Annotated in this window: 9 protein-coding genes and 1 pseudogene; 7 read left to right on the top strand and 3 right to left on the bottom strand. The window is 48.1% G+C overall.

The genetic code is table 11. From position 1 onward, the window contains the following. Positions 1 to 14: 14 nt before the first annotated feature. From CIK89_RS12685 to CIK89_RS12670, 4 genes are all read left to right on the top strand, one after another. Positions 15 to 1,439, top strand: coding sequence for an L-fucose/L-arabinose isomerase family protein (locus tag CIK89_RS12685; RefSeq protein ID WP_094391725.1), 1,425 nt, complete (start codon positions 15 to 17; stop codon positions 1,437 to 1,439). A gap of 173 nt (positions 1,440 to 1,612) precedes the next feature. Then, positions 1,613 to 3,952 (top strand): glycoside hydrolase family 3 protein, encoded by a 2,340-nt coding sequence (locus tag CIK89_RS12680; RefSeq protein WP_094391724.1) that lies wholly within the window; start codon positions 1,613 to 1,615, stop codon positions 3,950 to 3,952. A 5-nt stretch (positions 3,953 to 3,957) separates the two neighbouring features. Beyond that, positions 3,958 to 5,844, top strand: coding sequence for an alpha-glucuronidase (locus CIK89_RS12675; protein ID WP_094391723.1), 1,887 nt, complete (start codon positions 3,958 to 3,960; stop codon positions 5,842 to 5,844). Between the two features lie 3 nt (positions 5,845 to 5,847). After that, a complete protein-coding gene (locus CIK89_RS12670) occupies positions 5,848 to 7,473 on the top strand; it encodes a DUF5597 domain-containing protein (RefSeq protein WP_094391722.1) in 1,626 nt (541 codons plus the stop codon). Between the two features lie 123 nt (positions 7,474 to 7,596). On the opposite strand, the gene CIK89_RS12665 is transcribed toward CIK89_RS12670, so the two are convergent. Genes CIK89_RS12665 through CIK89_RS12655 form a run of 3 tightly spaced genes read right to left on the bottom strand, consistent with a single transcriptional unit; the run spans position 7,597 to position 10,534 of the window. Then, entirely contained in the window at positions 7,597 to 8,517 is a 921-nt protein-coding gene (locus CIK89_RS12665) for a DNA/RNA non-specific endonuclease (RefSeq protein WP_094391721.1), read from the bottom strand. Between the two features lie 9 nt (positions 8,518 to 8,526). Next, positions 8,527 to 9,183, bottom strand: a complete 657-nt coding sequence (locus CIK89_RS12660; protein WP_094391720.1) for an HAD hydrolase-like protein — start codon at positions 9,181 to 9,183, stop codon at positions 8,527 to 8,529. A 58-nt stretch (positions 9,184 to 9,241) separates the two neighbouring features. Then, positions 9,242 to 10,534 (bottom strand): M18 family aminopeptidase, encoded by a 1,293-nt coding sequence (locus CIK89_RS12655; protein WP_094391719.1) that lies wholly within the window; start codon positions 10,532 to 10,534, stop codon positions 9,242 to 9,244. 313 nt (positions 10,535 to 10,847) lie between these two features. On the opposite strand from CIK89_RS12655, the gene CIK89_RS12650 reads away from it, so the two are divergent. From CIK89_RS12650 to CIK89_RS12640, 3 genes and pseudogenes are all read left to right on the top strand, one after another. Further along, entirely contained in the window at positions 10,848 to 11,762 is a 915-nt protein-coding gene (locus CIK89_RS12650) for a glutaminase (protein WP_094391718.1), read from the top strand. Between the two features lie 81 nt (positions 11,763 to 11,843). Further along, positions 11,844 to 13,646 (top strand): annotated as a pseudogene (gene recQ, locus CIK89_RS12645) (DNA helicase RecQ); the annotation flags it as partial. A 1,436-nt stretch (positions 13,647 to 15,082) separates the two neighbouring features. Further along, a complete protein-coding gene (locus tag CIK89_RS12640; protein ID WP_094391716.1) occupies positions 15,083 to 15,457 on the top strand; it encodes a hypothetical protein in 375 nt (124 codons plus the stop codon). The last annotated feature ends 121 nt before the right edge of the window (positions 15,458 to 15,578 follow it).

The following is a 15,578-nucleotide window of genomic DNA, read 5'->3' as shown; positions in this document are numbered from 1 at the left end:
AAAACCACTACTATATGAGAAATGGAAAAACATGCTTTGGAGTGATTATTGGCACACGAGCATACTTCAATTCAGAACTGGCACGCGATGTTCGCAAACAATTACTGGCTACTCTCGATGCCAATGGTTATGAATATGTCATCCTTCCAGAGGATGCTACACCCACAGGAAGCAGTAGCATTGAAACACGCGAAGACGGTCTGAAGGTGTCAAAACAGTTTCGCGAACACCGCGACGAGATAGATGGTATCATCGTTTCACTGCCAAACTTCGGTTTTGAAATCGGTATCATCAATGCCATCAGCGATGCTGATCTCAACGTGCCCGTCATGGTTCAAGCCTGCGACGATGATAACGATAAAGTGGATTTGGATAGCAGACGCGATGCGTTCTGCGGTAAAATATCGGTTTGCAACAACCTCTATCAGTATGGCATCCCCTTTACCGACACCTCGCTGCATACTTATTCCATCTACAGTCCACTACTCTTACAGGACATCAACCGCTTTGCTGCCATCTGCCGCGTGGTCAACGGACTGCGACACTGCCGTATCGGACAGATTGGTACACGTCCCTTAGGATTCAATACATGCCGCGCCAGCGAGAAACTCCTACAGCGTTCAGGCATTACCGTAGTGCCTGCCGACCTCTCGGAAATTCTCTTTGCGGCACAACGCATCAGCGATGACGACCCGAAATTCAAAGCCATGTGCGACCGCATACGCCACTATGCTGAAGTGCCTGAGGCTTACAACAGCAAACTGGCACTGCAAGTGAAGTTTGGAGTGGCAGTGGAAAACTGGATTGCTGACAACGATGTGCAGGCTGTTGCCATTCAGTGTTGGGATTCGCTGGAGCAGAATTATGGTTGTGCAGCGTGCGTCACCATGTCAATGCTCAGCGACAAACTCATTCCTGCGGCTTGCGAAACAGACTTGGCTGGCGCTGTATCGATGTATGCACTCAGTCTGGCATCAGGACAAGCTCCTGCCCTGCTCGACTGGAACAACAATTTTGCCGACGACCGCAATAAGTGTGTATGTACCCACTGCGGTAACTTCCCACGCTCGTTTATCGGCAACGACCAACTCCGGCTCGGTCCTCTCGGTGTGCTCGGACGCACCTTGGGCAAGATCAACACCTTTGGTGCGGTCTATGCGAAAGTGTCGAAGGGCGACTTCACCTTTTTCCGACTTTCCACCGACGATACCAAGGGCTGCATCAAAACCTATCTGGGCAAGGGCGAACTGACCGACGATCCCTACGGAATGGACGGTTGCATCGCTGTAACAAAGGTAGATAACCTGCAAAAACTGATGAAATACATCTGCAAAAACGGTTTCGAACACCACGTTGCCATGTGTCGCACCGATGTTGTTGATATTCTGCAAGAGGCCATCGAGACCTATCTCGGATGGAACATCTACGTCCACGAATAAGAGAGACATACGGGAACCTCCTACCATACATCATGTCCGCAGCATCCCTGCGGACATTTTATTTTTTAGGGAAACACTATCGGAAATTTGCGAATATGACAGAAATATCGTAATTTTGTAGGCAATATACACCTACAACAATTACGATAATAACCAAAATTCCAATAACATCTATGAAGAAAAGAACACTGATGACAGGTATTGCAATTGCCATGACGGCTGCATCGATGACGGCGCAGCCCAAACTAACTGCTAACAACATCGACGAAATCGTTAAAGCCATGACGCTGGAAGAAAAGGCACAACTGCTGGTAGGCGGCGGCAACGACGGCTTCGTGGGTAGTGGTGCCATGTTGGGACACCAGAAGAAATTCGTACCTGGAGCGGCTGGTTACACCGTAGCCATACCACGACTGGGCATTCCATCGACAGTACAATGCGATGGTCCTGCCGGCGTACATATCGATGCACACCGTGAGGGCGATAGTAAAAACTATTTCGCTACGGGATTCCCCATCGGCACTTGTCTCGCTTCCACATGGAATACCGACCTCGTAGAACAGGTGGGACAAGCCATCGGCAACGAGACTCGGGAATACGGATGTGATGTGATTCTGGGTCCTGGCCTCAACCTTCACCGCAATCCGCTATGCGGACGCAACTTCGAATACTATTCAGAAGATCCTATCGTGACGGGACTCATCGGTACTGCCTTCGTCAAAGGTGTGCAGAGTCAGGGCGTTGGTGTCAGTGCAAAGCACTATGTTGCCAACTCACAAGAAACTGACCGCACCCGTGTGGATGAGCGCGTCAGCCCACGTGCACTGCGAGAACTCTATCTGAAAGGATTTGAGATGGTGGTGCGCCGCAGCAATCCTTGGACCATCATGTCGGCTTACAACAAAGTGAATGGACACTATGCACAAGGCAGCAAAGACCTCCTTACCAAGGTGCTCCGCGAGGATTGGGGCTATAAAGGTATTGTAGAAACTGACTGGATTGGCAAGCGCAAAGACCTTCCCGTAGAAACAGAGGTGGCTGCCGGCAACGATTTGATGATGCCGGGATTCCCTGCTCAGGTGGAAGATATCGTGGCTGCGGTGAAAGCTGGACGTCTCGATGTGGCTGATGTAGATCGCAATGTACGCCGCATGCTGGAGTATATCGTGAAAACACCACGCTTCAAAGGTTATAAATTCAGTAGCGAACCCGATCTCAAAGCTCATGCTGCCATCACCAGACAAAGTAGTACTGAGGGTATGGTACTGCTGAAAAACGACAATACACTGCCTATACGTTCGCTGAAAACAGTAGCGCTGTTTGGTGTCAGCTCCTACAACTTCATGTCGGGTGGCCTCGGTAGCGGCTGTGTCAACGTAGGATATTCTGTCGATATGGTAACAGGACTGAAGAATATCGGCGTCAACACCACACCACAACTGACGGAGATTTACCAGAGCTATGTGAAGTATGCCAAGGCAAAACTTGAAGCTGACAAGAATCCGATGATGTGGTTCCTCAATCAGGGACAGCCCAAATACGATGAAATAGAGATTACTGAGCGGTGTGTAGCCCATGAAGAACCATTGGCTGATGCGGCTATTATCACCATCGGACGCCAAGCTGGCGAGGGAATGGACCGCAACATCAACGGCGAGTTTAATCTCACCAAGGACGAGCAAGACATGATTTTCCGCGTTTCAGATGCTTTCCACGCTAAAAACAAAAAGGTTATTGTCATCATCAACTCTGGTTCTGTCATGGAAACTGCCAGTTGGCGCGACCGTGTAGATGCCATTCTCGTGGCTTGGCAACCGGGTATTGAGGGTGGAAACTCTGTGGCTGACATTCTTACAGGTAAGGTAAATCCTTCTGGACGCCTCACCATGACATGGCCCATCGCTGCCACCGACCATCCTTCAACTGCCAATTTCCCACAAGACTACGATATGTACACCTATAAAAATATGGAGGGAAGTGGTCATGTGAAGAATGTGGATTACACGAACCACGAGGAAGATATCTACGTGGGTTACCGCTATTTCGACACATTCAACAAGCGGGTGGCTTATCCTTTCGGTTTCGGTCTGAGCTACACCACCTTCGAACTCACCAAACCGGTAGTGAAACTCAACGGCAACACCATCAATGTGAGCATCAATGTGAAAAACACGGGTGACGTTGCTGGTAAGCAGGTGGCTCAGGTCTATGTGAAAGCACCTAAAGGCAACTATGAGAAACCAACTCGCGAGTTGAAGGCTTTCGGCAAAACCAAAGAGTTGAAGCCAGGCGAGAGTCAGACCCTCACCATGCAAATTGACAAGCGCGACTTGGCAAGCTACGATGAAGCTGGATGCCAATGGAAAGTTGATGCTGGCGTTTATACCTTCCAAATCGGTACTGATGTAGAGACCATCAAGGCTTCTGCCACATTGAAACTCACAGAATATACTGAGAAAACAACCGATGCTCTGCCACTGCAACAACCCATGAACCTGTTGAAACAACAATAAAGCAAATGAAAAAAAAACTATTCACACTACTTACTCTGACTGTCTTCACCCTATCTTCATGGGCTGAAGACGGCCATCGTTTATGGTTGCCGGCACAGAAAAGCCAAACAGCACACGTGAGCACCAATGCACAATCGGCAACGATAGACTTGGCAAAACAAGAACTTACCGACTATTTCGCTGGTACAAAGGCAACATTACTCATCGACCCTGCTCTTACAGACGACGAGGGTTTTACCATCAATGGCAATGAAGACAGTGTCGTGGTACGTGCCCGACGCGACATCGGTCTGCTCTATGGCGCTTACGATGTACTGCGTCGTCAAGCCACACAAGGCAACATGAACCACGTGGAACAGCACCCTAGGTTTCGTTTGAGAATGCTCAACCACTGGGACAATCTTGACGGAAGCATCGAACGTGGCTATGCAGGAGAGAGTATCTTCGAGTGGTTCCACCTCGATGAAGCATTGCTTCATCAGTATGCACGCGCCAATGCCTCTATCGGCATCAATGGTTCGGTGCTCAACAATGTCAACGCTTCGCCTAAGATGCTAACGCGTGAATACCTCGACGAGGTCAGAAAGATTGCCGATCTGTTGCGCCCTTACGGCATTCGCGTCTATCTCTCTATCAATTTCGCCACACCAATGGCACTTGGCGATACACGCACCGCTGATCCAAAAAACAAGCGTGTGCGTCAATGGTGGAAGCGAAAGGCAAAGGAAATCTACAGTATCATCCCCGACTTCGGCGGTTTCTTGGTGAAAGCCAATAGTGAAGGACAACCCGGACCGGGCGACTATCATCGCACACATGCCGAAGGTGCCAATATGTTGGCTGATGCTTTAGCACCTTTCAACGGTAGCGTCATCTGGCGTTGCTTCGTCTATGGCGCTAACCATAAAGGGGAAGACCGCGTGAAACAGGCGGTGTCGGAGTTTAAACCGCTCGACGGTAAGTTCCGCGAAAACGTCATTCTGCAAACCAAAAACGGTCCGCTCGACTTCCAACCACGTGAACCTTACAGTCCTGTATTCGATCAGATTAGCGAGACGCCCAATATGGCTGAACTGCAAATCACACAGGAATACACTGGTCAGTCACACCATCTGGTCTATCTCGGTCCTATGTGGAAAGAGTTTTTCCAGTATGTGGAACCCGAATGGCTGGCGGGCATTTCAGGCGTAGCCAATATCGGCAAGGACCGCAACTGGTGTGGTCACCATTTCTCGCAAGCCAACTGGTATGCTTTCGGACGTTTGGCATGGGATCCATCACTATCGTCTGAGGATATTGCCAAAGAATGGTTGGGACAAACTTTCAGTACCGATGAGAATTTCGTCTATATGATGTCAACCATCATGGAAGAGAGTCGTGAGACCTGTGTCGATTACATGATGCCATTGGGCTTACACCATATCTTCAAGTTCGACCACCATTATGGTCCAGAACCCGATGGCTTCAAGGCTGAATATCCATTGGAATGGTGCCCGGTATATTATCATCAGGCTGACGCCAACGGCATTGGTTTCGACCGTTCGTCTAAGGGTACCGATGCTGTGAGCCAGTATCGCGAACCCTATGCGTCGATGTACGATAAGTTGGAGACCTGTCCGGAGAATCTCCTGCTGTGGTTCCATCATGTGCCTTGGACTTATCGAATGAAAGACGGAAGCACCCTGTGGGAGTCGCTGCAGTATCACTACAACCAAGGTGTCATCAACGTAGAGACCTATCATAACATCTGGCACAACAAAATGCGCCATTATGTTGATGAACAGCGATGGCGCGAAGTGGATGATCGCTTGGAAGATCAGCTACAGAATGCACGTGAATGGCGCGATGTTTGCTTGAAGTATTTCGGTGGATTCGCAAATAAAAAACAATAGTATATGAAGATTCCACTCTCCTTTATATTATTCTTATGTCTGCTGTCGCCTGTTCATGCACAGCAGAAAAACGATTTCTTCATGCTCGGCGGAGAGCTCAGCAACTCGGCAACCACATCGGTTGCCGACATTGACAAGGTCATGCCTCGCATGAAAGCCCTTGGACTGAACACCGTACTGGCGCCCATCTACTGGGAATTTCTTGAACCACAAGAGGGAAAGTTAGACTTTACACTCTTGGACCGCACTATCGACCAAGCACGTGAGAATCAGTTGCAACTCGTATTATTGTGGTTTGGAGCATGGAAAAACTCCATGTCGTGTTACGCACCACTATGGTTCAAACAAGACACCAAACGTTTCCCTCGCGCCACAACAGCCGATGGCAAACCATTGGAAATTGCCAGTTGCTTCTCCGAAGAGGTGTTCCAAGCAGACCGCCGTGCCTTCGAAGCACTGCTCAAACGAGTGGAAGAACGGGGCAAGGATGTGGTCATCATGATTCAAGTGGAGAATGAAATAGGTATGTTGGAAGATGCTCGCGACCATGCACCATTGGCAGAACGCGAATGGCAAAAGCCTGTGCCCGACGAATTGATAAGTTATCTGAAGAAACACCAGAAGTCGCTCCACCCTTGGTTGACGAATCGTCTCAACCTCAAGGAACGCACATGGAATGGCATGTTTGGCACCGATGTCTATGCCGACGAGGTCTTTATGGCTTACAACTATGCGAAATACGTAGGCAGACTGTGTGAGGCTGGCAGAAAAATCACGCAACTGCCGTTCTATGTCAATGCTGCCATGAACAGCCGAGGACGTCTGCCGGGACAATATCCTTCGGCAGGACCGCTCGCCCACCTCATCGACCTCTGGCATGCTGGAGCTCCACAACTGTTGTTGCTGGCTCCCGACATCTACGACACGGGCTTCAAGGGTTGGGCAAGTCAATATGCGCTTGCCAACAATCGTCTGTTTATTCCCGAAACACGTTGCTGCGTCAACAGTGGTGTGCGCGCCATGTATGCCTTCGGCGAACATCAGGCATTGGGATTTTCACCCTTTGCCATCGACCAAGCCAGTAAGGCAGAAACCAATGGCATCAGCAAGTCGTACGACCTCTTACGCCAGTTGCGCCCCTTGATGAACAAACCTTCGTGGGGACTGCTCTTCGACCAAGAGGACAAAGAGCGCATCATCAACGATAAAGGCACGATGATTACCGCGCGCCATTACTACACCTTACCTTGGGACGCTCGTGCCACCGATGGTTCAACATGGCCCGAAGGTGGTGCTATGATCATCCGTTTGGCAGCCAACGAATATCTGTTGGCGGGTTCTGGCATCGTCGTGAGCTTTGCCACCGAATACGAGAAGAACCGCGAAGAACAGAAAGTACTGGGTGAAGATGGTTTTGCCTTGGCTGGTCAACAGACCGCCAAACAACAAAAAGGTCGTTTCACTGGCAAGCGCAAAGGTATCGGTTTTGTGGATGAGGTAACTATTGCTTCCGATGGAAGCCTACAGTTCTTGCGCCGCCACAATGGCGACCAAGACCATCAGGGCCGTCACGCTCGCATCTCGTGCGACGATTGGAAGATTCTCCACATCCGTCTTTACGACTACTAATCGCCAATCGTTAACATCACATCTCGATAATAAAGCAGCGAAGGCAAAGTGAAAATTCAATTTCACTATGCTTTCGCTGCTCTATAATATCTATATGGCATTCAACTTATCCACGCGAATAAGTTATTGCCAATCGGCTTGCGTTCCCCATGCCGCCTCTATTTTGTTTTCTATCGAATCAGGCAATTCATAGAAGAAATCATGGCCTGTCAACGCTTCAACTTGATCTACCGAACAAGCATAGCGAAACATACTTCCCTTGCAATCACTGTTAGGAACAACAAAGCCGATGGCTTGCCATTTACCGTTGCGCTGCATACAAACCACCTTGAAGAATCGTTCCGGAACAGCCACACCGTTTCTACCGATGCGCTCTGGACGTTTGCCCATGATAGGACCTGTACAGATAAAAATCTCAGTCTCTTTTGCCAACTGCCTGCATTTGCGCTCCACATGTTCCCATACACCACCATTCATGGCTTGCACCTGCGGACACACATTACTCAGATAAAAGCTCTCGTTCATCGCCCGCTCACTCCATTTCATATCGGCAGCAGGAGCCATGTGGCCACGACTATACCCTGAATGCGTATAGTCACTATGTTCTGCCGAACGACCCTTCACCTGTGGATCGGGTTCAAACTGGCGTTTAGGACGTTTCACGATACCAGCCACCTTCCTTGGATTCAGACTATACGCCACCCAGTTGGGGATAAGCCAATCCGAGTTCCAACAAGTCAAATAGCCAAAGTGACGTATCTCCTGCGCCTTCACTCCCTTGGCAGTACGCGTCAGGGTATATGTAAGTTCCTCCCTTGACATAGCCCTTTGCTTGTCAGGAGGCAGAGAAGCCATCGTAGCTTTCAGCGCTTTACGCTCTTGATGCAGATTACCTCCCATAAGTGGGCGGCTGGCAGAGCGCGGTTGTTGGTCACTACCGGGCAGTCGCTTGATACAAGATGACCACGACATTGCCGTCAGCAGCATGATTGTCACCGTCACCGCCATCAGCCTCATTCCATGATTATTCTTTGTCTTCATCATTGTTGGAGTTTAAAGGTATTGCAGCATTTCGTCATACGATTCGCAGATATAATCGGCACCGGCTTGCTCCATCTCAGGACGATCACCATAACCAAAGAGCACACCCATGGAATCGAGTCCACAGGCCTTCGCCCCTTCAATATCGAAACGGCGGTCGCCTATCATCAACACCTCATGGAGGTTGGTAATCTGCAACTGTTTCAGTCCGTCATTGATCACGTCCGCCTTGGTGTGGAGCAGTCCTTCATCATCTCTGCCAAACACATCATCGATATAAGGAGATAGTTCTGGAAAAATCTCCTTCACGACGATATCCGCCTGAAAGCGCATCTTACTCGTGGCAATAGCGGTGGTATAACCCCTGCGTTTCACCTCACGCAGGAAATCGAGCACACCGGGATAGAGTTCCTCTTCATACATACCGATGGCAGCATGGCGTTCGCGATAGACCTCGACGGCCTCAGCAGCCTGTTCTGGAGTGAAGCCGTAGAAATCTATAAACGAGTCTTCGAGTGGCGGACCCACAAAGGGTCGCAACGTACGGTAGTCGGCAACCTCAATGCCGAAATGGTTGAGTGCATGTTCGGCACTGCGCATAATACCTTCGCCACTATCCACCAAGGTTCCGTCAAGGTCGAATAGCAGCGTGGTGTATTGTTGTTTCATCTTTTAGTGTATCGTTGTCGTTTATTGTGTGAAAGGGTTGTTCGTTCGGTCTGAGATATTATTCCATACCATAGAACGCAGTGAAAGCCTTCACGCAGTATTCATGGTCGGCAACACTTCCGGTCTCCCTGCAACTGTGCATAGCGAGGATGGCATTGCCCATATCCACTCCCTTCACAGGAATGCTCGATGCCAGGATATTGCCGAGCGTGCTTCCTCCTGCCACATCACTATGGTTCACAAAGCGCTGGCAAGGCACTCCTGCCTCCTGACAGATGCTGGCGAAGATAGAAGCCGACACCGCATCGCTGGCATATTTCTGCGCTGCATTAAACTTAATGACGGGACCACCGCCCAGTTTAGGATGATTGGTGGGGTCGAATTTCTCACTGTAGTTAGGATGCCAAGCGTGTGCATTATCTGCAGAAATCATAAACGCACGCTCCACCGCCTGGTAGTATGCTTCCTCGCTACCGCTTTGTGCCAGGGCAATGCGCTTCAACATATAAGATAGGAACGGACTGCCCGCACCCTGTTTGGTCTGTGATCCCGTCTCTTCGTTGTCGAAGATGGCAAGTACCTGCGTGGTCGTGGTGGGTTGTGATGCCAGCAAAGCCTCAAGGCCGGCATAACACATCGACAGGTCGTCGAGCCTGCCAGAGGAGATAAACTCATCGTGTGCACCGAAAGTGCAGGCAGGTGTGGTGTCAGCCAGATAGAGGTCGAAGTCGAGAATATCGCTGGCTTTCACTCCGTCGAGTGCTTCCACAATGATATTCATCAGCAGATTGCCACGTTCCAACTCATTGTTGATGATACCAAGGATAGGCAGCACATCTTTCTGTTTGCTCAGTTTCACGCCGTCGTTCACCTGTCTGTTGAAGTGGATGGCGAGATTACTAATCTGCAACAGAGGCCGTTTGATATGCAACAGCCGAGTCTGTGGGTGCATCGCATCCTCACCTTTCACTATCACGCGACCCGCAAGAGTCAGCGGACGGTCAAACCATGTGGACATGATAGGTCCACCATACACCTCAGTATTGAGTTTCACGATACCGCCTTCACAGTCCATCTCAGCATTCGGTTTGATGCGGAAGGTCGGTGAATCGCTATGCGCACAAATCATGTGGAAGCCCCGATCAGCCATCGGCATACTTCCGATTTGGAAGGCAAAGACCGCAGAATCGTTCTTAGTGACATAGAATCTGTCACCAGCCACCAGTTTTCCCAGTGGTTTCTTAGGATTGATACGGCGGAAACCATGACGTTCGAGTTCATCAGCAATGTTCTTCACTGCCAGAAAATTCACTGGCGAAGCATCGAGAAAGGATAATAGTCGTTGAATCATAATACTTCGTTTTTTTAGTTTATGTCACAAAATTACAAATAAAATCTGTAATGTCACACATCTCTCGCGAAATTCTTTCGTTCATCAGCCATCATACACGGAACCGAAATCCACAGAGCATACAGATTTGTACAGATTTTCCATATTTTCTATATCTCCGTAGTTTCATAATTCCAAAAATCCGTTTAGATTCTGTTTAAATTCCGATGATAAAAACCTCTCCGATGGCGAAAAAACAGCAATACTGTTTTGAGGATTGAAAAAAAATGTTTAGCTTTGCAATTGCAAGACTCACCAACAACCGAAAAGGACTATGGACTATCAGCCTATATTAGACAGAATAAGGAAGGAAATAGAGGTATATGCACACGAAGGTAAACAAGCCGACTACATCCCGGCACTGGCTCGTGTCAACCCCGACCAGTTTGGCTTATGCCTCAACACGCTCGATGGTAAGACCTACCGCTTAGGAGACTCCGCCACGAAGTTCTCTATACAAAGTATCTCGAAAGTATTCTCCCTCGCCATTGCCCTGAGCATCATGGGTAAAGACCTATGGCAGCGCATGGCGAAAGAACCTTCTGGGTCTGCCTTCAACTCATTGGTGCAGTTGGAGTATGAGCACGGCATTCCTCGCAACCCCTTCATCAATGCAGGAGCTCTGGTCTCTGCCGATGTGTTGCTCTCCAATCTTGACGATCCCGAAGCATTCTACCTGAATTTCGTGCGCACCATCAGCGGCAACCCCACCATCGACTATTCCGACGAAGTGGCGCAGTCTGAGCAGAGTTGCAGTTACCTCAATGCCTCGATAGCCTACCTGTTGAAGCATCACGGCAATCTGCACAACGATGTCAACCAAGTGTTACACCTCTATTGCAGGATGTGTTCGTTGGAGATGAGCTGTGAGGATCTCTCACGCGCCTTCATGGCATTTGCCAAGAGCAACGAGCCCTTCTCCCATGCAGGTGTCAATCTCACCATATCGAGAGTGAAGCGCATCAATGCCATCATGCAAACCTGTGGTTTCTATGACGAGGCTGGCGAGTTCTCCTTTCTGGTCGGTTTACCTGGCAAGAGTGGTGTTGGCGGAGGCATTGTTGCCATCTATCCCTCCCGCTATTCCATTGCCGTATGGAGTCCGCGCCTCAACGCCAAAGGAAATTCTATCATGGGCATGAAAGCCCTCGAACTCTTCACCTCGGAAACCGAGGAATCTATATTCTAACCCCAATCGATCATTGGGACTGAATAGGTAGGTACATAGGAGGGAATGACAAGATACAAACAACACAAGTTCTTTACAACGATGAATACAGCTTTAGAAACGCTCAAGTCATATTATGGTTACGATTCCTTCCGTCCTTTACAGGAAGAAATCATCAATCACGTGCTGCAACACAAGGACGCACTGGTACTCATGCCCACTGGAGGTGGAAAATCTATCTGCTTTCAGATACCTGCCTTGATGATGGAGGGCACAGCCATAGTAGTCTCCCCACTCATCTCGCTGATGAAAGATCAAGTGGAAACGCTGGTAGCCAACGGTATTGCAGCAGAGGCACTGAATAGCGCAAACGACGAGATTGCCAATCGGCAAATTACTGAAAGGTGTCTGCGAGGTGAAATAAAGCTGCTGTACATCTCGCCCGAACGACTCATCACGGAATTGGGATGGATGAAAACCATGCTGAAAGTTTCTCTCTTTGCTATCGACGAAGCACACTGTATCTCACAATGGGGTCACGACTTCAGACCAGAGTATAGTCAGTTGGGCAATCTGCACGAACTGTTTCCTGATGTTCCCATAATGGCACTTACGGCTACTGCCGACAAAATTACGCGATCCGACATTATAGAACAGTTACGTCTGCAAAATGCCGAAACCTTTATCAGTTCATTCGACCGGCCTAATCTGAGTCTGGATGTCAGAAGGGGATACTCTGCCAAAGAGAAGCTACGCACAATAACCAATCTGATTCAGCGCCATCAGGGCGACAGCGGCATTATCTATTGTCTGGCAAAGAAGACCACCGAGACTGTTGCAGAGAAACTCAGGAAAGAAGGTTTTTCCGTTGGTGTTTATCATGCAGGGTTACCCACCGACGAACGCAATCGAATACAAGAGGACTTCATCAACGATCGCATTCAGGTGGTTTGTGCTACTGTTGCATTCGGTATGGGCATCAATAAGAGCAACGTGCGCTTCATTGTCCACTACAATCTGCCCAAAACTATAGAGAACTACTATCAGGAGATTGGACGTGGCGGACGTGACGGTCTGCCTTGCGAGACTATCTTGTTCTACAACTTGCAGGATATTATCACGCTACGCCATTTCGCAGAGGAAAGCGGACAACGGGAAATCAACACCGAAAAGCTACAACGCATGCAGGAATATGCCGAAGCACAAATATGTCGCCGACGCATTCTGTTGAACTATTTTGGAGAAACAAGCGACATGAACTGTTGCAACTGTGATGTCTGCCAGACTCCACCAACGACATTCGACGGTACAGAACTGGTACAAAAGGCGCTTTCTGCCATTATCAGAACCGATGAGCAAATAGGATTCACGCTGACCATAGACATCCTGCACGGAAACTTCTCGCCGGAACTCGTGTCACGTGGTTATAACCAAATCAAGACCTTTGCAGCCGGCAGAGATGTTCCAGTAAGAGACTGGCGCGACTATCTGCTTCAGATGTTACAAATGGGATATATAGAGATTGCCTACAACGAAGATAATCATCTACACGTCACCCCACTCGGACAGGATGTGCTTCACGGAAAAGCCAAAGTGCAATTGGTAGTTGTCAATAGGGAGACTCGCACAAGAGGTCGTCAGAAACAGACTGCTGAAGAGGCAACGACAACAGCATCTGCAACAACAGAGCACATGGAACTGTTTGAACAACTGAAAACGCTGAGAAAGGAAATTGCCAATGAGAACAACTATCCTGCGTATGTCGTGATGTCCGACAAGTCTCTCCATGCCCTGGCCACAGATATGCCCACAACACTATCAGCATTCGGCAACACCTATGGCATCGGTGAACACAAATGCAATACTTACGGCGAACGGTTTATCGAACTAATCCAACAATATGTATCAGCACATCAGAAGTCTCAGACTCCAGACGTTTCTGTCACGCCCGAAACACCTGCAGAACCCAAAGAAAAGAAGAAGAAAATCAAAAACCAGATTACCATAAAAGGAGTCTGCTACAATATCGACCTTGATATCTGGGAGTCAATAGACTGGCGAAAGGTGCTGAAAGAGATCACAACGAAAGCATATTGGAATTATCAAAACGCCCTTGAAATTCCATTAAGTGACTATGTAGTTCCAGGCACAGAGCATCAGGATCGGATTATCGCTACCCTATGCCAGCTACTGAAGGATGCCTACAACATGAACGTTGATGAGCAGACTCACAAAGTGATAATACCTCAAAAATACGATTACGACCAAGACGGACAAGCAGTACCGTTCCCCACAGGATCATTTTATGAAATACTTTCCCGCTTCCGTCTCTTTGTCATCCAAAACAAGCGTTATCCTTTCATGGATGGCGATCGCAATGAGATTGAATTGCGAAAATGGTTCAGAGAAGTGGGCCACGGACTCGTCGCACTTACCGACGAGCAAAAGATTCTGTTCGACAATCTAAGTTCCGAATTTGCCGACATGCCCAAAACCAGAAGTCAATTAGAAAAGAAGCCATCGGATGTTTAGGCGCTGCACGAAGGACTGCAATTCTTCCCATGTAGGCAGAAAGACTGAGGCAACAGGTTCCTATCCTATATAAATAGGTACGCGCATGTATGCACGTGCGCACGCGATGTTGCAAAATTTCGACCACTCGACCACCACAACCGCATAACGCGCTATATATATGCAGCTTACATGTGTGGTCGATTACGCTGACTCGCGGTATTCGACCACCCTTCGACCACAAGGTCCTCTGCCGTTGCCATCACAGAACCAGTCCATCCACAACAGCCGCTAATACATGATTTGTATGTTCTGATGTCGGGCAACACCCTTGTCAAACGTAGGGCAAAACTATTACATAATATTTGACGTCACTCTTTTCCGATAGTTGAAACAACTTTTTTCCAACGTTGAAAAGCCCCTTATCTAACGTTTGACAGCACTCTTATCCAACGTTTGATAACACCTTTATCTAACGTTTGACAATACTCTTATCTAACGTTTGACAACACTCTTATCTAACGTTGGATAACACCTTTATCCAACGTTGGACAATAACTTTGTCAGCCGCTTGAAACGGCTTGAAAATATTTTTTGTTTACTTCGTGTAAATATCCACCATGATTATCGGAAAAAGCATGTGTGGTCGAAGTGTGGTCGAAAGCACGGGTTTGGAACAATTGACCACAGCATAAAGATGCTGTCTCATAGTCGATTACACCACATCTGTGGTCGTGTGGTCGAAATTTTTAGAAAACTTATTTTTTTTATTTCCTTCTGCAAATTTCCAGTTTTTTCGTACCTTTGCCACAAACCAATAACAAAGTGCAATGAACAGAGTGATACAATTCTTTAACTATGATCAGTGTTATCAATACTATACAAAGCGGATTACGAATATTAGACAGGCCAAAATTCATGGAGAAACCATCGTTGCCAAACCTGTGCTATTGGTGGCTCTGATTGATGGCATTGAAGAAAATGTGTTCACTAACAACCAGTTTGTTCTCAATGATTGGATAGAAGAACATTATAACAAACTGATGCGGGAATATACCAAAGACTCACAGTTCGACGGTACTACAGAAATAACGAAACCTTTTTGGCATTTGGAAACTGACGGTTTCTGGCATTTGAATTACTCAGGAGAACAAATCAGCAAAGGCCACACACCATCAAAATCATGGTTGAAAGAGAATCACTAGTGTCCACTAAATAAATTTAAGACTTAATTCTCTTACAGTTTGTAACTTCTCGGCAGGTTCGCTTTTGCCGAGCAAATCTACGAGAGGGGTTCTGTCCAACAATGAGACAGATAAAATTCTT

Origin of the sequence: Prevotella sp. P4-119 (genome assembly GCF_002251345.1) — a bacterium.
In the GTDB taxonomy this organism is placed as follows: Bacteria; Bacteroidota; Bacteroidia; order Bacteroidales; family Bacteroidaceae; genus Prevotella.
The sequence above is the reverse complement of the archived record's forward strand: the minus strand, read 5'-3'. Positions and strand labels throughout refer to the sequence as shown.

Bases quoted from the DNA above. Each gene is read 5' to 3' on its own strand.
- CIK89_RS12655 (WP_094391719.1), bottom strand. From the start codon at position 10,534: ATGATTCAACGACTATTATCCTTTCTCGATGCTTCGCCAGTGAATTTT.
- CIK89_RS12675 (WP_094391723.1), top strand. From the start codon at position 3,958: ATGAAAAAAAAACTATTCACACTACTTACTCTGACTGTCTTCACCCTA.
- CIK89_RS12660 (WP_094391720.1), bottom strand. From the start codon at position 9,183: ATGAAACAACAATACACCACGCTGCTATTCGACCTTGACGGAACCTTG.
- CIK89_RS12680 (WP_094391724.1), top strand. From the start codon at position 1,613: ATGAAGAAAAGAACACTGATGACAGGTATTGCAATTGCCATGACGGCT.
- CIK89_RS12670 (WP_094391722.1), top strand. From the start codon at position 5,848: ATGAAGATTCCACTCTCCTTTATATTATTCTTATGTCTGCTGTCGCCT.
- CIK89_RS12685 (WP_094391725.1), top strand. From the start codon at position 15: ATGAGAAATGGAAAAACATGCTTTGGAGTGATTATTGGCACACGAGCA.
- CIK89_RS12650 (WP_094391718.1), top strand. From the start codon at position 10,848: ATGGACTATCAGCCTATATTAGACAGAATAAGGAAGGAAATAGAGGTA.
- CIK89_RS12640 (WP_094391716.1), top strand. From the start codon at position 15,083: ATGAACAGAGTGATACAATTCTTTAACTATGATCAGTGTTATCAATAC.
- CIK89_RS12665 (WP_094391721.1), bottom strand. From the start codon at position 8,517: ATGATGAAGACAAAGAATAATCATGGAATGAGGCTGATGGCGGTGACG.